This is a genomic window from Pseudomonas proteolytica, assembly GCF_007858275.1.
Taxonomy (GTDB): Bacteria; Pseudomonadota; Gammaproteobacteria; order Pseudomonadales; family Pseudomonadaceae; genus Aquipseudomonas; species Aquipseudomonas proteolytica.
In genome coordinates, this window is record NZ_VFEV01000058.1 from 1 (window position 1) to 18,848 (window position 18,848).

The following is an 18,848-nucleotide window of genomic DNA, read 5'->3' on the forward strand; positions in this document are numbered from 1 at the left end:
GGGGACTCTTGGTTCCAGGGCATGATCAGATACCTCCTGACCATGCGTATTAACCTGTAAACCATGTCCCCGGTTAGAAATGTAAACGATGTCCCCGGTTTGTACCGGGACGAGCCCCCTCGCCACAATGGTTGCTTGCCACTGAGTTCGTCAGTCGCGGTAGAACACCTGCACCAGGTGGTAACCAAACTTGCTCTTGATCGGCCCGTGTACCACCCGCAGGGGTTTCTTGAAAATCACCGCATCGATCACTCCGACCATTTGCCCCGGCCGCACTTCACCGAGGTCGCCGCCGCGCTTGCCGGACGGGCAGGTGGAGAATTTCTTGGCCAGCACATCAAAGGCTTCGCCCTTGGCAATACGCTGCTTGAGCTGTTCGGCTTCCTCGCTGGTCTTCACCAGGATGTGGCGGGCTTGGGCTTTCATCGGGCAGTTACCTTGCAACGGTCGGGCTTGAAGGCGCGGGATTATGCATCAACTTGGCCTTTGACGCCGATCATGCTGCGGATTTTCGTGGCCAACTGGTCGATGGAAAATGGCTTGGCCACCATGTCCATGCCGTCTTCCAGGAAACCCTGGCGTTCGGCGGCGGTTTCGGCGTAGCCGGTCATGAACAGCACCTTGAGCTCGGGGCGGTGCTGGCGGGCGATTTCCGCCAGTTGCCGACCGTTCATGCCGGGCAGGCCGACATCGGTCACCAGCAAATCCACCCGCAGATCGGATTCGAGCAACGGCAGCGCCGCTCGCGCATCTGCGGCCTGGTGGGCGGTGTAGCCCAGCTCATCGAGCAGGTTGATCACCAGCATGCGCACCGCCGCATCGTCCTCGACCACCACCACGGCTTCGCCATCGCGCGCCACTGGAGCTTCCATCGGGCTCTGGGGCTGGGGTTTTTCCAGTGCGGTGCCGTGCAGGCGCGGCAGGTACAAGCGCACGCAGGTGCCTCGGCCCGGCTCGCTATGGATCGTGACGTGGCCGCCGGATTGCTGGGCAAAGCCATAAATCATCGACAACCCCAGCCCGGTGCCCTGGCCGATGGGCTTGGTGGTGAAGAACGGGTCGAAGGCCTTGGCCAGGATTTTCGGGGTCATGCCGGCGCCGTTGTCGCATACGCCGAGCATCACGTAGTCGCCGGCCTTGACCGGTTCCAGGGTGGTGATATCGGTGCCGTCGAGGTAGCTGTTGGCTGTCTCGATGCTCAGTTGCCCGCCATCGGGCATGGCGTCGCGGGCGTTGATCACCAGGTTGAGCAGGGCATTTTCCAGTTGGCTGGCGTCGGTGTTGACCGGCCAGATGTCGTTGCCCAGTTTCACCTTGAGGTCGATATGGGCGCCTTTGGTACGCCGGAACAGCTCTTCCAGGGACGCCACCAACTGATTGGGGTCCAGTGGCCGCCGATCCAGCGATTGGCGCCGGGAGAAGGCCAGCAGGCGGTGGGTCAGGGCGGCCGCACGATGGGCCGAGGACACCGCGGCATCGGTGAAACGAGCGATCTCATCGCTGCGCCCGGCAGCGATGTAGCGTTGCATCAGGTCCAGGCTGCCAATGATCCCGGTGAGCATATTGTTGAAGTCGTGGGCGATGCCGCCGGTAAGCTGGCCGACCGCTTCCATTTTTTGCGCATGGCGCAACGCATCTTCGGCGCGCTCGCGCTCGAACATCTCGTTTTGCAGGCGCTGGTTGGCCTCGGCCAGGGCCTGGGTGCGCTGGGCCACGCGCTCTTCGAGGTTATCGTTGAGATGGCGCAGGGCCTCTTCGGTGAGTTTGCGCTCGGTCTCGTCGATCACAAAGATGTAGAAGCCATTGACCGAGCCATCGGCGCTGAAGCGCGGCAGGTACTTCATCAGTGCGTGCCGGGGCCGGCCATCGCGATGGGGGGAGATGGTGATGAAGCTGCAGGCCTTGCCCTTGAGCGCGGCGGCGATTTTATCGGCGCGCCCGGCATACACTTCGGCGCCGATCACTTCGCGAATGCTCTTGCCATACAGTTCTTGCGGGGTCAGGCCGTACCAGTCGAGGTAGGCGCTGTTGTTCAGGCGAAAGCGTTCTTCGTGGTCGACATAGCCGATCAGCACGGGCATGGCGTTGATGATCAGTTGCAGCTCGGTCTGGCTCTGGCGCAGGGCCTGTTCGGTGTGCTTGCGTTCGGTCAGGTCCAGCGCTGCGCCGAGAAAGCGCACCGGCCGGCCATGATGATCCTTGTAGCAGCGGCCACGGGCAAACACCCAGCGTACCTGGCCGTCGGCCTGGAGCAGGCGATATTCCTCGGCGTATTCGGTGCCATGGGTAATGCAATGCTTGATGCTGCGCGCCACCATGCCACGGTCTTCCGGGTGCACGCCTTGCAGGTAGTCGCTGATGGGCAATTGGTGGGCGTTGAGCGGATCGACCCCATGCAGCTGGGCAAAATGGCTGTCGGCGATAAAGTTGTCTTCGCTGATATCCCAGTCCCAGGTGCCCACCGCGTCGGTGGCGGCCAGGGCCAGTTGCAAGCGTTGCTCGGTGTTGTGCTGGGCCTTGAGACTGGCTTCGGAACGTTGCTGCAGCTCCTCGGCCAGTTGCCGGCGTTCGTTGGTTTCAATGGCGGTCACCAGGATCCCGGCAACCCGGCCACGTTCGTCGCGGATCGGGCTGTAGGTCAGGTCCAGCCAGATTTCCGTATCGCGGTGGTTGCGCTGCAGGACAAAACGCTGCTCGCTGAAGGTGCGCACCTGGCCGGTCAATACGGCGCTGTAGATCGGCGTGGTGAAGTGTTGCAGCTCCGGCCAGACCGCGTGTGTCGGCTGGCCGAAAGCCTGGGGGTGTTTGTTGCCGGCCAGCAGGGCAAACCCGTCGTTGTAGATTTGCGTGAGTTCGTCGCCCCACAGCAACAACATTGGCATCGGCGAGTGGATGACAATATCGATTGCCGTGCGCAGGCTTTGCGGCCAGTGGCTGGCATCACCGAGGGGGCTTGTGGCCCAGTCCAGCCGTGCGATCAGGGCCGCGGCCTGGCTGCCGGTGGGTGATCCGTTCATGTAAGTGTCCCGCGCGTAACGCTTGAAGAATGACAGAAGCCGATTATCCCGTGCTGCGGAAACGGCTGACTACCCCTCGAAAAATAGCATGCTTGAGGGGTTTATCTTCAAATGAGTGCATTGACGCTGAAACCTTTCATCTTTTTATCCCAGCTCCGGCCGGTTGCGAAACTGCTCCAGGGCTTCGGGGTTGGCCAGGGCATCGGTGTTTTTCACCGGTTCCCCGTGCACGACGTTTCTTACCGCAAGCTCGACGATCTTGCCGCTGATGGTGCGCGGAATATCACTGACGCCGAGGATTTTTGCCGGCACGTGGCGTGGCGTGGTGTTGGCGCGGATCACCTCGCGGATCTGCTGTTCGAGGGCGGCGTCCAGGTGCTCGCCGTCATTGAGGCGCACAAACAGCACCACGCGCACATCGTCCTGCCAGCGTTGACCGATGGCCAGGCTTTCCAGGACCTGCGGGACTTTTTCTACCTGGCGGTAAATCTCCGCCGTGCCGATGCGTACGCCCCCCGGGTTGAGCACCGCATCCGAACGGCCATGGATCACCAGGCTGCCATTGGGCCGTTGTTCGGCATAGTCGCCCTGGGCCCACACGCCGGGGAACTGGCTGAAATACGAGGCGCGCAGCTTGTCCCCGTGGGGGTCATTCCATAGGCCGATGGGCATGGCGGGGAAGTGCCGGGTACACACCAGTTCGCCTTTGTCGCCAATCAGCGGCCGGCCCTGGTCGTCCCACACTTCGATTGCCATCGCCAGGCTCTTGCATTGCATCTCGCCGCGCCTTACCGGCAGCACGGGGTTGCCGATCACGAAGCAGGAGACGATATCGGTGCCCCCCGACATTGACGACAGACACAGCTCCTGCTTGATCTCGCGGTACACATAGTCGTAGCTCTGGGGCGAGAGCGGCGAGCCGGTCGAGATCAGGCCCTTGAGGCTGCCCAGGTCGTGGCTGAGGCGTGGTTGCAGGCCGGCCTTTTCCAGGGTGGCGAGGAATTTCGGGCTGGTGCCGAACACGCTGATGCGCTCCTGGTCGATCAGGTCAATCAGGCGCTCTGGCCCGGGGTGAAACGGCGAGCCGTCATACAGCACCGCCGTGGCGCCGATGGCCAATACCGAGACCAGCCAGTTCCACATCATCCAGCCGCAGGTGGTGTAGTAGAACAGGCAGTCGTCGCGCGACAGGTCGGCGTGCAGGCCGTGCTCCTTGAGGTGGGTCAGCAGCACGCCGCCGGTGCCGTGGATGATGCACTTGGGCACGCCGGTGGTGCCGCTGGAGTAGAGGATGTACAGCGGATGGTCGAAGGGTACGGCGGCAAACTGCGGTTCGCCGCCTGGGCGGGAGAAGTCCCCCCACAGGGTTACTTCGGCCTGGGTCTGGTAGTCGTCGACACGCGCCTCGGGCCGGGCGTAGGGCACGATGATCAGTTGTTGCAGGGACGGCAGGCGGTCGAGGATTTCATTGAGCTTGGCGCTCTGGTCGATCAGCTTGCCCGCGTAGCGATAACCGGCGCAGGTGATCAGCACCTTGGGTTCGATCTGGCCGAAGCGATCGATCACCCCTTGGGTGCCGAAATCCGGCGAGGAGCAAGACCAGATCGCCCCCAGGCTGGTGGTAGCGAGCATGCCTACCAGGGTTTGCCAGGTATTGGGCATGCACGCCGCCACCCGGTCGCCCACGCCCACGCCGGCCGCTTGCAGGCTGCGCTGCAGGCCGGCGACGTGGCGGGCCAGTTCGGCATAGGTCAATTGTTCGCGCTGGCCGTCTTCGCCGATGGCGACTACGGCGGGGTGCTCATCGCGGCGTCGCAGCAGGTGCTCGGCAAAGTTCAGGCTAGCGCCGGGGAACCACTGGGCACTGGGCATCTGCGCGCCTTCCACCAGCACGGTGCTGGGCGGCGTACGGAACTGCACCTCGAAAAACTCGACAATCGCCGCCCAGAAGGCCGGGCGCTGGTCGATGCTCCATTGGTGCAGGGTGGGGTAATCGTTGATCTGCAACGCGTGGCGATCATTGATAAAGCGCCGGAACTGGTCCATCCGGGTGTTGTGGATGCGTTCCGGGCTGGGTTGCCAGAGGATGTCGGACATAGGCTCGTCTCTTGTTCTTGTCGCAGATGTTTGACACTGCAAAGATCCCAAGGTGGGAGCGGGCTTGCTCGCGAAAGCGGTGGTTCAGTAATGAATAGGTTGACTGACACACTGCTTTCGCGAGCAAGCCCGCTCCCACATTTGGATCGGCGTTGTGCGCAGGATGGGTTTATTGGGCCAGCCAACCCCCATCGATATTCCACGCCGCGCCACGCACCTGGCTGCCGGCCTCGCTGCACAGGAACAGGACCAGTTCGCCCAGTTGCGATGGGGTCACGAATTCCAATGACGGCTGCTTCTCGGCCAGCAGGTCATGCTGGGCCTGCTGCGGGTCAACGCCTGCGGCGATGCGATCATCGATCTGTTTTTGCACCAGCGGCGTCAGCACCCAGCCGGGGCAGATGGCGTTGCAGGTCACATTGCTGGTGGCGGTTTCCAGGCCCACGACCTTGGTCAGGCCGATCACGCCATGTTTGGCTGCGACATACGCCGCCTTGCCCACCGAGCCGACCTGGCCGTGTACCGAGGCGATATTGATGATCCGCCCCCAGCCCTTGGCCTTCATGCCCGGCAGGCTCAGGCGCGTGCTGTGGAACACCGATGAAAGGTTGATGGCGATGATCGAATCCCAGCGCTCCACTGGAAAGTCTTCTACCGCCGCCACATGCTGGATGCCCGCGTTGTTGACCAGGATGTCGATACCGCCGAACTCGCGCTCTGCATAGGCGACCATCTCGGCGATCTGCGCCGGGTCGCTGACATCGGCCGGGTGATGGCCGACCTTGCCGCCAAAGGCTTGCACCTGGGCGATCACCGCGCTGGCATCGCCGAAACCGTTGAGGATCAGGTTGGCGCCGGCCTTGGCCAGGCTCAGGGCGATGCCCAGGCCGATGCCGCTGGTGGAGCCGGTGACCAGGGCGGTCTTGCCGTTCAATGTCGTCATGAAAACCTCACACAATGCCGGTGGCGTAGAAAGTACCGATCACCACGAACACCGCGAGGGTCTTGATGATCGTGATGCCGAAAATATCCTTGTAGGCTTCGCGGTGGGTCAGCCCGGTGACCGCCAGCAGCGTGATCACCGCGCCATTGTGCGGCAGGGTGTCCATGCCGCCGCTGGCCATGGCTGCGACGCGGTGCAGCACTTCCAGGGGGATATTGGCTGCATGGGCTGCCGAAATAAAGCTCTCGGACATCGCCGCCAGGGCGATGCTCATGCCGCCGGAGGCAGAGCCGGTGATACCGGCCAGCAGAGTCACGGTAATCGCTTCGTTGACCAGCGGGTTGGGGATGCCCTTGAGCCAGTCGGCCAATACCAGGAACCCCGGCAGCGAGGCGATCACGGCTCCGAAGCCGTATTCCGAGGCGGTGTTCATCGCCGCCAACAGGGCGCCGCTGACGGCGCTCTTACTGCCTTCGGCCAGCTTGCTCTTGATCGCCGAAAAGCCGAACACCAGGACCATGATGATCCCCACCAGCAACGCGGCCTGCACCGCCCAGATGGCGGTGAGCTTGGCGATTTCCGTGGTGACCGGCGCGCTCATGCCCGGCAGCGCGAGGCTGTGGGTCTTGCCATACCACTGTGGGATCCAGTGGGTGAACAGCAGGTTCATCACCCCCACCAGAATCAACGGTGACAAGGCGATCCACGGGTTGGGCAGGCTCAGGTCTTCGGCGGTTTCCGGCTCGTTGCGCAAGTCGGTGCCATAGCCTTCACCGGCACGCTGGGCCTTGTTGCGCTGGCGTGCCAGGTACAGCATGCCGGCGCAGAACACAAAGATCGTGCCGATCAAGCCTAGCCAGGGCGCGGCCCAGGCGGTGGTGTTGAAGAACGTGCTGGGGATGATGTTCTGGATCTGCGGCGTGCCGGGCAAGGCGTCCATGGTGAACGAGAACGCGCCCAGGGCGATGGTCGCCGGGATCAGGCGCTTGGGGATATTGCTCTGGCGGAACATCTCGGCGGCAAACGGGTACACCGCAAACACCACCACGAACAACGACACGCCGCCGTAAGTCAGCAGGGCGCAGACCAGCACGATCACCAGCATTGCCTGGCGGGTGCCGAGCAAGCGGATGGCCGCTGCCACGATCGAGCGCGAAAAGCCCGACAGCTCGATCAACTTGCCGAACACCGCGCCGAGCAAGAACACCGGGAAATACAGTTTGATAAAACCGACCATTTTTTCCATGAACACCCCGGTAAACGCAGGGGCGACGGCGGAAGGGTCGGTGAGCAGGACGGCGCCGAGGGCGGCGATGGGGGCAAACAGGATGACGCTGTAGCCACGGTAGGCAGCCAGCATCAGCAGCGCAAGCGCCGCCAGGGCAATGATCACACTCATGGTGTGTCTCCATCGGATTGTTATTGTTGTGGGGTAAAGCTGTAGGAAGGGGCTATAGCGGGAATTGTGCCAAGTTCGTAACCAATTGATATATATGGATATTTAAAGATTTTGGTGATTGGTTTTCGAGTCTTGTCTCTATATCAAGACAAACGAAGTTCCAATGTGGGAGCGGGCTTGCTCGCGAAAGCGGTGTGTCAGCCAATGATTTTGTTGCTGATAGGCCGCTTTCGCGAGCAAGCCCGCTCCCACAATGGGATTGTCTTTGGTTTGAGATGCATGTCTCTTTATTGAGATTGGGCGATGCCCAACGCCACCATTTTCTTGTACAGCGTCGAGCGCCCCAGCCCCAGCCGCTTGGCCGCCTCCACCACATTACCCTCGCACTGGCGCAATGCTGCAGCGATCAACTGCCGGTCAAAGCGCTCCCGCGCCATGCTGAAGGTTTCGACTTCAACGGGTGCCACGGCATCGCGTTCCACCGGGCTGAACGTACCGATTGCTGCGCGAATCTCCCGCGCATCCAGCACCAGATCATCACTGAGCAAGGCGGCCCGCTCCAGCACGTTGCGCAATTCGCGGATGTTCCCCGGCCAGGCATGCTGGGCCAGCAGCGCCAGGGCTTCGCGGTCCAGTTCATGCTGGCTGCGCAGTTCTTCAAGGATCGCCTCACTCAACGCCGGGATATCATCCAGGCGTTCGCGCAGGGGCGGGACCTGGATCGGCAGCACGTTGAGGCGGTAATACAAGTCGGCGCGAAATTCGCCGCGCTTGATCGCGGCTTCCAGGTCGGTGGAGGTCGCGGCGATCACCCGCACGTCGCTGTGGATCATCTCGTTGGAGCCCACCGGCTCAAACTCTTTTTCCTGCAACACCCGCAGCAGTTTGCTTTGCAGGGGCAAGGGCATGTCGCCGATTTCATCGAGAAACAACGTCCCGCCCTGGGCGATTTGCAGTTTGCCGGGGCGGCCCTTGCGGTCGGCACCGGTAAATGCGCCGGGTGCGGTGCCGAAGAACTCGGCTTCCAATAGGTCGTGGGGGATGGCGGCGCTGTTGATGCTGACAAAGGCTTTATTGGCGCGTGGCGAGGCACCATGGATGGCCTGGGCCAGCAGCTCCTTGCCGGTGCCGGTCTCGCCCAGCAGCAACACCGGTGACTCGGCGCTCGCACTGCGCCTAGCGCGGCGCTTGACTTCCAGGCTGGCGGCGCTGGTGCCGATAAAGTGCGCAAAGTTGTATTTGCTCTGGCGTGAGCGCAGCAGCGAACGGGTCGAGGCCAGTTCCTGTTGCATGCTCAGGTAGCGCTCGATCATCGGCGAGAGGTTGCGTAACTCATCGAACAGGGCAAAGCCGATGGCGCCGATCACCTTGCCGGCATCGTCGTGGATCGGCAGGCGCATCACCACCAGCGGGCCTTTGGGCGTGTCCTGGATATCCAGGAGGATCGGTTGGTCACTGCGTACCACCTGGCGCAGCAGGCTGTTGGAAATGACCTGTTCGCAGGGTTGGCCGATGGCCTGGTCGGCGCTTTTCAGGCCAAAGCGCTTGGCGTAGCGCTCGTTCATCCACACGATATTGGCGTCGCGGTCGACAATCACAGTGCCTTCGCTGGACTGCTCGATGATTTCGAACAGGGACTGGATCGCCAGGCCGCGAACGTGCTGGTAGTCCTTGAGGCTTTCGCTGGTGTTCATGCTGGCGCCGCCAATAAAAAGGTGAATAGGATCACGCCGCCCCTTGTAGGAGCGAGCTTGCTCGCGAAAAACCTGAGGACGCCTCGGGGTGGCAGGTTTTTCGCGTTATCGTTAACGATCTTCGCGAGCAAGCTCGCTCCTACAAGGGCAGTTGTGTGGCTGCGAGCAGTTCTTGGGTGTAGGGATGTTGTGGTGAGTCGAACACCTCAGCGCTCGGGCCGCGTTCGACCACCTTGCCGTCCTTGATCACGATCATATCGTGGGCCATGGCCCGCACCACGGCCAGGTCATGGCTGATAAACAGGTAGGTCAGGCCGTACTTTTCCTGCAGTTCACGCAGCAGGGCGACCACTTGTTTCTGCACGGTGCGGTCCAGGGCGGAGGTGGGCTCGTCCAGCAGCATCAACGCCGGGCGCAGCACCAGCGCGCGGGCAATGGCGATGCGCTGGCGCTGGCCACCGGAAAATTCGTGAGGGTACCGATAGCGGCTGGCCGGGTCGAGGCCCACATCCTGCAGCACCTTGATCACCTGCGCGTCACGCTCCTGCAGGCTGCAGGGTGCGTGTACCTCCAAGCCTTCGCTGATGATCTGGTGCACAGACATGCGCGGGCTGAGGCTGCCGTAGGGGTCCTGGAATACCACCTGCATCTGCTTGCGCCAGGGCCGCATCTGCTTCTGGCTCAGGCCATCGAGGGCCTCGCCCTGGAAGCGGATGCTGCCGCTGGAGTCCAGCAGGCGCAGGATCGCCTGGCCCAGGGTGGACTTGCCGGAGCCGGACTCGCCGACGATACCCAAGGTCTTGCCCCGTTGCAGGTCCAGGCTGATGCCGTCCACCGCCTGCAGGTACTGCTTGCGTTGGAACAGCCCGCCACCAATGGGGAAGCGCACACTCAAGCTGTCGACCTGCAGGACGTTTTCGCGTTGATCCTGGCCCAGCGCCGTGCCGACCGGTTCGGCATCCAGCAACAGGCGGCTGTAGGGGTGTTGCGGGGCACTGAACAGGGTTTGGCAGTCGGCCTGCTCGACAATTTCCCCGGCCTGCATCACGCACACGCGCTGGGCAATGCTGCGCACCAGGTTGAGGTCATGGCTGATCAACAGCAAGGACATGCCCAGGCGTTGCTGCAAGGATTTGAGCAACTGCAGGATCTTGCGCTGCACCGTCACATCCAGCGCGGTGGTTGGTTCGTCGGCGATCAGCAATTCCGGCTCGCACGCCAGGGCCATGGCAATCATCACCCGCTGGCGCTGCCCGCCCGACAACTGATGGGGGTAGGACTTGAGGCGCTCCTGGGGGTTACGGATGCCCACCAGGTCCAGCAGTTCGAGGATACGAGCCTGGGCCGCCTTGCCGGCGAGGCCCTTGTGCAGCAGCAGGGTTTCGCCGATCTGCTTTTGGATGCTGTGCAGGGGGTTGAGGGAGGTCATCGGCTCCTGGAAGATCATCGCGATGCGGTTGCCGCGCAGTTTTTGCAGGGTGCTGGGCCCGGCGCCGATCAACTCTTGACCACGGTAACGCACCGAGCCGCTGCTCGCGGTGCCGGCCTGGGGCAGTAATTGCAGGATCGAATGGGCGGTCACCGACTTGCCCGAACCGGATTCGCCCACCAGCGCCAGGCACTCGCCGGGGCGGATATCCAGGGACAGATTGCGCACCACGGTCTGGCCGCTGAAGGCGACGCACAGATTGCGGATCTCGATCAGGTTGTCGCTCATAGGGATTTACTCATGACCGTGGGTCGAAGGCATCACGCAACGCCTCGCCGATAAATACCAGCAGCGACAGAATCAGTGCCAGGGTGAAAAACGCCGTCAATCCCAGCCAAGGCGCCTGCAGGTTCTGCTTGCCCTGGGCGATCAATTCACCGAGGGACGCGCTGCCTGCCGGCATACCGAAGCCGAGGAAATCCAGGGCGCTGAGGGTGGAAATCGCCCCGGTCAGGATAAAGGGCAGGTAGCTCAGGGTGGCCGTCATCGCGTTCGGCAGGATATGCCGGCGGATGATCTTGCCGTCACCCAGGCCCAGGGCGCGTGCGGCTTTGACGTATTCCAGGTTGCGCCCGCGCAGGAACTCGGCGCGGACCACGTCCACCAGGGCCAGCCAGGAAAACAGCGCCATGATCCCCAGCAGCCACCAGAAGTTGGGCTCGACAAACCCCGAGAGAATGATCAGCAGGTACAGGACCGGCAGCCCCGACCACACTTCGAGGATGCGCTGGCCGAGCAGGTCGACCCAGCCGCCGTAATAGCCCTGCAAGGCGCCGGCGGCAATGCCGATGGTGGCGCTGATCGCGGTCAGCGCCAGGGCGAACAGGATCGACACCCGCGCACCGAAGATCACCCGCGCCAGCACGTCCCGGGATTGGTCGTCGGTTCCCAGCCAGTTCACCGTGGACGGCGGGCTGGGGGCAGGGCGGGTCAGTTCGTAGTTGGGCGTGTCATCGCTGAAGGGGATTGGCGGGAACAGCATCCAGCCGCCGTCCTTCTTGATCAGTTGCTGCACGTAGTCGCTGCGGTAGTCGGCCTGGAACGGCAGTTGCCCGCCGAACTGCTGCTCGGTGTAGCGCTTGAACACGGGGAAGTACAGTTCGTCCTGGTAGCTGAGCACCAGTGGTTTGTCGTTGGCGATCAGCTCGCCACCCAGGGTCAGGATAAACAGGCCGATAAACAGCCACAGCGACCACCAGCCGCGGCGGTTTTGCTTGAAGCGTTCGAATCGCCTGCGGGCCACGGGAGACAGATTGAGCATCAGGCGTTCCTCGCGGCGAAGTCGATACGCGGGTCTACCAGGGTGTAGCAGAGGTCGCCGATCAGTTTTATCAAGAGGCCGAACAGGGTGAAGATAAACAGCGAGCCGAAGACCACTGGGTAGTCCCGCGACACGGCGGCCTCGTAACTCATGCGGCCGAGGCCGTCGAGGGAGAAAATCACTTCGATCAGCAAGGAACCGGCGAAGAACACACTGATAAACGCCTGGGGGATTCCGGAAATCACCAGCAGCATGGCGTTGCGAAATACATGGCCGTAGAGCACGCGCCGTTCGCTCAGGCCCTTGGCCCGTGCCGTGACCACGTACTGGCGCGTGATTTCATTGAGGAACGAGTTTTTGGTGAGAATGGTCAAGGTGGCGAACCCGCCGATCACCAGTGAGGTGACGGGCAACACCAGGTGCCAGAAGTAATCGGCAATCTTGCCAACGGTGCTCAGTTGCTCGAAGTTCTCCGACACCAGGCCGCGCACCGGGAACCAGTTCAGGGTGGTGCCGCCGGCGAAGACCACGATCAAAAACATCGCAAACAGGAACGCCGGCATCGCGTAGCCGATGACGATGGCGGTACTGCTCCAGACATCAAAACTGCTGCCATGGCGCACCGCCTTGCGGATCCCCAGGGGGATCGACACCAGGTAGGTGATCAGCGTCGCCCAGAGGCCGAGGGACACGGTCACTGGCAGTTTTTCCAGGATCAGGTCGGTCACTGTGGCGCCGCGAAAGAAGCTGTTGCCGAAGTCCAGTTGGGCATAGCTCTTGAGCATCAGCCACAGGCGTTCGTGGGCTGGTTTGTCGAAGCCGTATTGTTTTTCGATGTCCTTGATCAGTTTCGGGTCAAGGCCGCGGCTGGCTCGCGAGCCGCTGCTGACGCCGTCGCCGGACGACCCGCCGACGCTTGCGCCGCCGATGCCTTGCAGATGGGCGATGGCCTGTTCCACCGGCCCGCCGGGCGCGGCCTGGACGATCACAAAGTTCACCAGCAGGATGATCACCAGGGTCGGGATGATCAGCAGCAGGCGCCGCACGATATAGGCAAACATCAGTGGGCACCTCGCGACTTGCTCAGTTGGGCTTTCATCTGCTCATTGGTCAGGGGTGTCGGGCTGACTTCCCACCACGATTCCAGCGCCTCGTCGTTGCTGGCTTCGATGGCCGGGCGGCCGAAGCGGTTCCACCAGGCCGCCGAGGTGCCGGGCGGGTAGTAATTGGGGATCCAGTAGTAATTCCATTGCAACACCCGATCCAGGGCATGGGCGTAGCTGAGCATCTGCGTCTGGGTGGTGGCGCGCACCAGGCCGGTGATCAGGGTGTCGACCGCCGGGTTTTGCAGGACGAAGTAGTTGTTGGCGCCTCGGTCGAACGCCGCGGCTGAGCCGAAGTAGTTGTACAACTCAAGGCCCGGCGAGGTGGTGACAGGGAAACCGGTGACGATCATGTCGTAGTCGCGGCTCATCAGCCGGTTGACGTACTGCGAGGAGTCGATGCGCCTGATGTTCAGCGTGATGCCGATCTGCGCCAGGTTGCGCTTATAGGGCAGCAGCAGGCGTTCGAGGCCGTTTTGCACATTGAGGAAAGTGAACTCCAGCGGCTCGCCGGCGGCATTCACCAGTTTGTCGCCCTTGGGCGTCCAGCCTGCTGCTTCCAGCAGGGCCAGGGCTTGCAACTGCTTGTCGCGAATCATCCCGGTGCCGTCGGTGGTGGGCGCCTTGAACACCTGGGTGAACACTTCGTCGGGGATTTGCCCGCGCAAGGGTTCGAGAATCGCCAGCTCCTGGGCGTCTGGCAGTTGCGTCGCGGCCAGCGGGCTGTTGGAAAAGTAGCTTTGCTGGCGGATGTACAGGTTGCGCATCATCTGCCGGTTGGCCCACTCGAAATCCCAGAGCATGGCCAGGGCCTGGCGCACACGGCGGTCCTGGAACATCGGTTTTTGCAGGTTGAACACGTAGCCCTGGGAGTTTTGCGGTGCATCCTTGGCCAAGTGCGCCCGTTGCAGGCGGCCATCATCCAGGGCCGGGCCGTTGTAGCCGATGGAATAGCCGGTGGCGGAAAACTCACGGTTGAAGTCGTAGGCGCCGCCACGCAGGACCTGGCGGGCGACTTCGGTATCGCCGAAGTATTCCAGGCTCAGGCGATCGAAGTTGTACAGGCCGCGGTTGACGGGCAGGTCCTTGCCCCACCAATCGGGGTCGCGCTGGAAGGTGATGGTGCTGCCGGAATTGATCTTGCTGACCTTGTACGGGCCGCTGCCCAGCGGTGCTTCATAACCGCCGCCATTGGCGAAGTCGCGGCTCTTCCACCAATGTTCGGGGAGTACCGGCAGGGTCGCGACATCCAGGGGCAGGGTACGATTTTGATTGCTGGAGAAGTCAAAGCGCACTTGCAAGGGGCCTTCGACCTCGACGCGCTTGACGTCGGCAAACAGCGTGCGAAAGCGCAGGCTGCCCTGGGTCATCAGCAGGTTGAAGCTGTAGCTTACATCTTGGGCGGTGATCGGCTTGCCGTCGGCAAACCGCGCCTTGGGGTTGAGGAAAAACCGCAGGTAAAGGCCATCCTCGGCGCGCTCCATCTTTTCAGCCACCAGGCCGTAGACGGTATAGGGCTCATCCAGCGAGCGGTAGGCCAGGGGCGAATACACCCAGCCGTCCAGTTGGCTGACGCCGATGCCTTTGTCGATATACGGCAGCACATGGTCGAAGCGGCCGACTTCCAGGGCCGAACGCTTGAGGCTGCCGCCCTTGGGTGCTTCGGGGTTTACATAGTCGAAATGACTGAAACCGGCAGGGTACTTGGCGGGCTCGCCGTAGACAGTCAGTGCATGTTGAGGGGCCGCGAACGAGACAGTGCTCGCCAGCAGCAGGGCCAGGGTAGAACCAACCAACGTGAGGAAGTCCAGTCGCATTATCAGCCTTGGGCGCCGGGTGAAGAAGGAAGGGGACTTGTACCCTAACCGCGTGCGGGTCGCCAGTCACCCTGCTGCCACACAAACACAACGGCCCACCAAAAGGCGGGCCGTTGTGTTTTGCAAAGACGGGGATCAGTCCTGGCGGCTGGTCACTTCCAGCAGGTGATAACCGAACTGGGTTTTCACTGGGCCTTGCACGATGTTGACCGGGGCGCTGAATACGACAGTGTCGAATTCCTTGACCATCTGGCCTGGGCCGAACGAACCCAGGTTGCCGCCATCACGGCTCGATGGGCAGCTGGAGTTGGCTTTGGCGATTTCTGCGAAATCAGCGCCGCCTTCGATCTGGGCTTTGAGTTCGTTGCACTTGTCTTCGGTGGCAACCAGGATGTGACGGGCGGTAGCTTTGGGCATGGTGGGTAACTCCTTGAATAAAAAAGGTGAGCGTACCGGATTCAGGCGGTTATTTCCCGGCAAAGTTCCACTGAATAATCGGGTCGGGTTCAGGCATCGGAGAATGTAGCTGGAGTGCCTGTTATAGGCAGGGGATCGGTTGTAGTGAGAGGGTTTGTTGTGACAAGCAGGCTTGTGGTGGCGAGCGGGCTTGCCCCGCGCTGGGCTGCGCAGCGGCCCCAGTAAGTCCGCTGCGGTTTTTCAGATAAATCGAGGCTGTATGGTCTTAGGGCTGCTGCGCAGCCCAGCGCGGGGCAAGCCCGCTCGCCACCACAAGCCCGCTTGGCACAATATGCCTGCTTGGCACAATTAGGCCGTTACCGTTCAACGGCACGGACAGTTCGCTTACGCAGACCCCGGCGTTTTCTGAGCGCGCAGGCGTGCGGCCGCTTCACGCAGCAATTGCTCGGTGCCATCCCACCCCAGGCAGCCGTCGGTCACCGAAACGCCGTAGCGCATCGACGGGCTGAGCGGTTGGCAGCCTTCGAACAGATGGCTTTCCAGCATCATGCCGATCAATGAGGTGTCACCCTGCAAGCGTTGCTCCAGCACGTCATTGAATACCCCAGGCTGGCGCATCGGGTCCTTGCCGCTGTTGGCATGGCTGCAATCGACCATGATTCGCGTGGCCACTTTGCTTTTGGCCAGGTCGGTCTTGACCTGGGCCACGCTCTGGCGATCGTAGTTCGGGCCACGGTGGCCGCCACGCAATACCAGATGGGTATCGGCGTTGCCCGGGGTCTGGATGATCGCCGGGTGCCCCTGGCTGTCGACGCCGAAGTGACGGTGCGGGTGAGCCGCAGAGCGCATGGCGTCACAGGCGATGGCCACGCCGCCGTCGGTGCCGTTCTTGAAGCCCACGGGCATGCCCAGGCCGCTGGCCATTTCCCGGTGGATCTGCGATTCGGTGGTACGGGCGCCGATGGCGACCCAGCTGAGCACGTCATCGAAGTAGCCGGCGGCCATCGGCTGCAGCAACTCGGTGGCAACCGGCAAGCCCAGGCGCAGCATTTCGCGCATCAATTCCCTCGACAGGGTGAGGCCGGCGGCCATGTCATCGCTGCCATCGAGGTGCGGGTCGTAGGCCAGGCCTTTCCAGCCGATGGTGGTGCGCGGTTTTTCGACGTAGGCGCGGATCACCAGGAGCATCTGGTCACTGACGTCATTGGCCAGCTTTTTCAGATTGCGCGCGTATTCCATGGCGGATTCGGGATCATGGATCGAGCAGGGGCCGACGATGATCAGCAGGCGGGAGTCTTCACCCTTGAGAATCGCGCGGATGGCTTGGCGATGAGCGTTGACTTGTTCGGTCAGGAACGGGCTCAGGGGCAACTGATGCTTGAGCTCAAGGGCGCTGGGCAAGCGCTGGGTCAGCGCTTCATTGGCGCTGGCAAGGGTGGTGACGGGCAGGGCGGCGATGGATGAGTTCATGGTTTCTGCTTCCTGGGCAAGCGGCGGGCTGTTCCCGCACGCTCTGCCCTACTGGGGTGTTCGACAATTGGCCGTATTGGCTGCGTGTGTTGGCTTGCCACCAATAGGTGACCGATCGGAGGCGGCAGGCTGTCCCGAACGGAGCTTGCTAAATCGCCAGGCGGTGCAGGTGTCGTAACGGTAATAAGTGGAGTAGTTCATGGTGTGATTTCCTTTAAGTTCGGTGTGTAGCAAAAATTGTTCAGGGCTGAAAAAACAAAACCCCCGGTCGGGGAGCCGACCGGGGGTTAGATTTCTCTGGCAGGCGACCCCTTGAGTAGTGGGCGCCGATTTCAGGTATCAGGCGCGCCAGTGGCTAAACCAATACCCAAAATAAAAGCTGACCAGTGCGCTCAAACCGTTCACACGGGTAGCCACGACCGAACGCTGTGCGTTGGCAGTAGGGCAAGCCTGGGTGAGGGTGAGTTGCAACATGGTGTTTCTCCAAATGATGGGGTGGAGCTTAACTGAGGCATGGCGGTGGATTCAATCAGTAATTTCTATCGCGATGAGGGGCTTACCACTATGGGGGGTGTCCCGATATGCTGGATGGAGACTCACAATGATAGCCAGGACGCGACCATGACCACCTTGACCCTTGCCAGTGCCCAAACCTGTGCCATCGCTGGCGACCTGTCGGGCAATATCCAGCGTCACCTGGCATTTATGGTCGCGGCCGCCGAGCAGGGGGTGCAACTGCTGGTTTTTGCGGAATTGTCCCTGACCGGCTACGAGCCTGCGCTGGCGGCGGGGTTGGCGATTGCGCCGGACAATGCAGTGCTGGCGCCCCTGCGGGACCTGGCGCGTGAGCTGCACATGACGGTGGTGGTTGGCATGCCGATTCGCGTGCCGTCGAGCAGCGGGGTGCTGATTGGTGCGCTGGTGTTGGCGGCGGATGGTTCTATGGCGGTCTACAGCAAGCAGCATCTGCATCCTGGCGAAGAGGTGGCATTTACGGCAGGTTCGGGTGGAGAGGCGTTGGCGTGGGGTGAGGATCGGATTGCCCTGGCGGTCTGCGCCGACTTTTCCCACGCCAGCCATCCACATGATGCGGCGAAGCTCGGCGCTACGGTCTATGCGGCGGGTGTCTTGATCAGCGAGGGTGGTTACGCCGCAGACAGTGCGTTGCTTCAGGGATACGCCGCCGAGTACTCGATGGTGGTGTTGATGGCCAATCATGGCGGGCCGTCCGGCGGTTGGGCGTGTGCCGGGCGCAGTGCTATCTGGGGGCCTGATGGCGAGTTGATTGCGGCTGCGCCCGGTATGGGCGATGCCCTGGTAATAGCGCGCAGGGAGGCTGGCAGTTGGAGCGGCTGGCAGGTCATTCTGTGACGTAATGGAGGCCACCGCGATGGCATTCACCCTCAAGGCCGCATCGGACCAGCACCTGGCCTTTGCGCGCACCCTGACACATCAGGCGATGGGCCATTACTATCGGCAGTACGATTTGGCGTGGTCCGATAAAGGCTTCGATACCGCCTGGGCCGGGCGGGAAAATTGGCTGATTTGCCAGGATGACAGGCTGGTAGGGTTTGTCAGTCTGAGCCGGGATGACAACGCGCTATACATTCGCGAGCTGCACATTCTCGACACTTTTCGCCGCCAGGGCGCAGGCAGTTGGGTGCTGGAGCAGATGATTGCCAAGGCGCGTGTCGAAAACCGGGGCTATTTGCGCTTGACGGTATTCAAGACCAATCCGGCAAAAAGGCTGTATCAACGCCAGGGCCTGAATATTGTCGGTGAAGAGGGTTGTTTCTGGCGCATGGAGTCCGTTTGTCTGCCAGCGCAGTCGTCGCGTTAAACCTCGCGCTCGACTTGAATCGGTGCATACTGCCCTTTAGGAGCCGATCTCCTGATCATTGCCCAGGCTATTTGCCTCGTTAAGGATGATCCCGTCTTTCATGCCCAAAAGGACCGCGACCTTATGGGCTTCCCCACGCCGCCCTTTTTTGCGCCCAGCGAGCACTTGATAGGTGGTCGCCGGGTCCACGCCATGCTCCCTGGCGAATGCCTGGACCGACTTTCCTTGATGTTCCAGCCAGGCTTTGGCTTGTGCAGCGGTACGGATTCCGGGCATAGTTCAAAACCGTTCAAGTTTGTGT

The 18,848-nt window shown here is 61.9% G+C and carries 16 protein-coding genes; 2 read left to right on the forward strand and 14 right to left on the reverse strand.

All coding sequences use genetic code 11. From position 1 onward, the window contains the following. Nucleotides 1–150: 150 nt before the first annotated feature. From FIV38_RS27975 to FIV38_RS30750, 13 genes are all read right to left on the reverse strand, one after another. A complete protein-coding gene (locus FIV38_RS27975; RefSeq protein WP_029293742.1) occupies nt 151–426 on the reverse strand; it encodes a peptidylprolyl isomerase in 276 nt (91 codons plus the stop codon). A 41-nt stretch (nt 427–467) separates the two neighbouring features. Beyond that, a complete protein-coding gene (locus tag FIV38_RS27980) occupies nt 468–3,017 on the reverse strand; it encodes a PAS domain-containing hybrid sensor histidine kinase/response regulator (RefSeq protein WP_092239299.1) in 2,550 nt (849 codons plus the stop codon). A 144-nt stretch (nt 3,018–3,161) separates the two neighbouring features. Continuing rightward, complete coding sequence (locus tag FIV38_RS27985; protein ID WP_092239301.1) at nt 3,162–5,114, reverse strand: acetoacetate--CoA ligase; 1,953 nt, start codon at nt 5,112–5,114, stop codon at nt 3,162–3,164. A gap of 169 nt (nt 5,115–5,283) precedes the next feature. Continuing rightward, the gene (locus tag FIV38_RS27990; protein ID WP_070996113.1) at nt 5,284–6,057 is read right to left on the reverse strand and encodes a 3-hydroxybutyrate dehydrogenase; all 774 of its coding nucleotides are present in this window, start codon (nt 6,055–6,057) and stop codon (nt 5,284–5,286) included. A 7-nt stretch (nt 6,058–6,064) separates the two neighbouring features. Then, nucleotides 6,065–7,456 carry a GntP family permease gene (locus tag FIV38_RS27995; protein WP_029293751.1) on the reverse strand — a complete coding sequence of 464 codons (1,392 nt, stop codon included), beginning with the start codon at nt 7,454–7,456 and terminating at the stop codon, nt 6,065–6,067. A 287-nt stretch (nt 7,457–7,743) separates the two neighbouring features. Further along, complete coding sequence (locus FIV38_RS28000; RefSeq protein ID WP_070996114.1) at nt 7,744–9,150, reverse strand: sigma-54 interaction domain-containing protein; 1,407 nt, start codon at nt 9,148–9,150, stop codon at nt 7,744–7,746. A 139-nt stretch (nt 9,151–9,289) separates the two neighbouring features. Then, a complete protein-coding gene (locus tag FIV38_RS28005) occupies nt 9,290–10,867 on the reverse strand; it encodes an ABC transporter ATP-binding protein (protein WP_092239305.1) in 1,578 nt (525 codons plus the stop codon). Between the two features lie 10 nt (nt 10,868–10,877). Further along, nucleotides 10,878–11,900 carry an ABC transporter permease gene (locus FIV38_RS28010; protein ID WP_029293756.1) on the reverse strand — a complete coding sequence of 341 codons (1,023 nt, stop codon included), beginning with the start codon at nt 11,898–11,900 and terminating at the stop codon, nt 10,878–10,880. After that, a complete protein-coding gene (locus FIV38_RS28015; RefSeq protein WP_029293758.1) occupies nt 11,900–12,961 on the reverse strand; it encodes a microcin C ABC transporter permease YejB in 1,062 nt (353 codons plus the stop codon). The genes FIV38_RS28010 and FIV38_RS28015 overlap by 1 nt, the downstream gene beginning before the upstream one ends. After that, entirely contained in the window at nt 12,961–14,820 is a 1,860-nt protein-coding gene (locus FIV38_RS28020) for an extracellular solute-binding protein (protein WP_092239307.1), read from the reverse strand. The genes FIV38_RS28015 and FIV38_RS28020 overlap by 1 nt, the downstream gene beginning before the upstream one ends. A gap of 135 nt (nt 14,821–14,955) precedes the next feature. Continuing rightward, the gene (locus tag FIV38_RS28025; protein ID WP_092239309.1) at nt 14,956–15,237 is read right to left on the reverse strand and encodes a peptidylprolyl isomerase; all 282 of its coding nucleotides are present in this window, start codon (nt 15,235–15,237) and stop codon (nt 14,956–14,958) included. Between the two features lie 384 nt (nt 15,238–15,621). Further along, a complete protein-coding gene (locus tag FIV38_RS28030) occupies nt 15,622–16,707 on the reverse strand; it encodes a 3-deoxy-7-phosphoheptulonate synthase (RefSeq protein WP_092239311.1) in 1,086 nt (361 codons plus the stop codon). A gap of 339 nt (nt 16,708–17,046) precedes the next feature. Then, nucleotides 17,047–17,181, reverse strand: a complete 135-nt coding sequence (locus FIV38_RS30750) for a hypothetical protein (RefSeq protein ID WP_256324408.1) — start codon at nt 17,179–17,181, stop codon at nt 17,047–17,049. Between the two features lie 147 nt (nt 17,182–17,328). Between FIV38_RS30750 and FIV38_RS28035 the strand changes: the two genes are divergently transcribed. Together FIV38_RS28035 and FIV38_RS28040 are read left to right on the forward strand one after the other, a co-directional pair. Then, a complete protein-coding gene (locus FIV38_RS28035; protein ID WP_092239313.1) occupies nt 17,329–18,078 on the forward strand; it encodes a carbon-nitrogen hydrolase family protein in 750 nt (249 codons plus the stop codon). A gap of 19 nt (nt 18,079–18,097) precedes the next feature. Beyond that, complete coding sequence (locus FIV38_RS28040) at nt 18,098–18,547, forward strand: GNAT family N-acetyltransferase (protein ID WP_092239421.1); 450 nt, start codon at nt 18,098–18,100, stop codon at nt 18,545–18,547. Nucleotides 18,548–18,583: 36 nt separating this feature from the next. Here the strand turns inward: FIV38_RS28040 and FIV38_RS28045 are convergent, their stop codons facing one another. Continuing rightward, a complete protein-coding gene (locus tag FIV38_RS28045; RefSeq protein WP_029293771.1) occupies nt 18,584–18,823 on the reverse strand; it encodes a DNA-binding protein in 240 nt (79 codons plus the stop codon). Nucleotides 18,824–18,848: the final 25 nt, after the last annotated feature.

Coding starts and splice junctions, on each gene's coding strand:
- FIV38_RS27975 (WP_029293742.1), bottom strand. CDS start 426: ATGAAAGCCCAAGCCCGCCACATCCTGGTGAAGACCAGCGAGGAAGCC.
- FIV38_RS27980 (WP_092239299.1), bottom strand. CDS start 3,017: ATGAACGGATCACCCACCGGCAGCCAGGCCGCGGCCCTGATCGCACGG.
- FIV38_RS27985 (WP_092239301.1), bottom strand. CDS start 5,114: ATGTCCGACATCCTCTGGCAACCCAGCCCGGAACGCATCCACAACACC.
- FIV38_RS27990 (WP_070996113.1), bottom strand. CDS start 6,057: ATGACGACATTGAACGGCAAGACCGCCCTGGTCACCGGCTCCACCAGC.
- FIV38_RS27995 (WP_029293751.1), bottom strand. CDS start 7,456: ATGAGTGTGATCATTGCCCTGGCGGCGCTTGCGCTGCTGATGCTGGCT.
- FIV38_RS28000 (WP_070996114.1), bottom strand. CDS start 9,150: ATGAACACCAGCGAAAGCCTCAAGGACTACCAGCACGTTCGCGGCCTG.
- FIV38_RS28005 (WP_092239305.1), bottom strand. CDS start 10,867: ATGAGCGACAACCTGATCGAGATCCGCAATCTGTGCGTCGCCTTCAGC.
- FIV38_RS28010 (WP_029293756.1), bottom strand. CDS start 11,900: ATGCTCAATCTGTCTCCCGTGGCCCGCAGGCGATTCGAACGCTTCAAG.
- FIV38_RS28015 (WP_029293758.1), bottom strand. CDS start 12,961: ATGTTTGCCTATATCGTGCGGCGCCTGCTGCTGATCATCCCGACCCTG.
- FIV38_RS28020 (WP_092239307.1), bottom strand. CDS start 14,820: ATGCGACTGGACTTCCTCACGTTGGTTGGTTCTACCCTGGCCCTGCTG.
- FIV38_RS28025 (WP_092239309.1), bottom strand. CDS start 15,237: ATGCCCAAAGCTACCGCCCGTCACATCCTGGTTGCCACCGAAGACAAG.
- FIV38_RS28030 (WP_092239311.1), bottom strand. CDS start 16,707: ATGAACTCATCCATCGCCGCCCTGCCCGTCACCACCCTTGCCAGCGCC.
- FIV38_RS30750 (WP_256324408.1), bottom strand. CDS start 17,181: ATGTTGCAACTCACCCTCACCCAGGCTTGCCCTACTGCCAACGCACAG.
- FIV38_RS28035 (WP_092239313.1), top strand. CDS start 17,329: ATGACCACCTTGACCCTTGCCAGTGCCCAAACCTGTGCCATCGCTGGC.
- FIV38_RS28040 (WP_092239421.1), top strand. CDS start 18,098: ATGGCATTCACCCTCAAGGCCGCATCGGACCAGCACCTGGCCTTTGCG.
- FIV38_RS28045 (WP_029293771.1), bottom strand. CDS start 18,823: ATGCCCGGAATCCGTACCGCTGCACAAGCCAAAGCCTGGCTGGAACAT.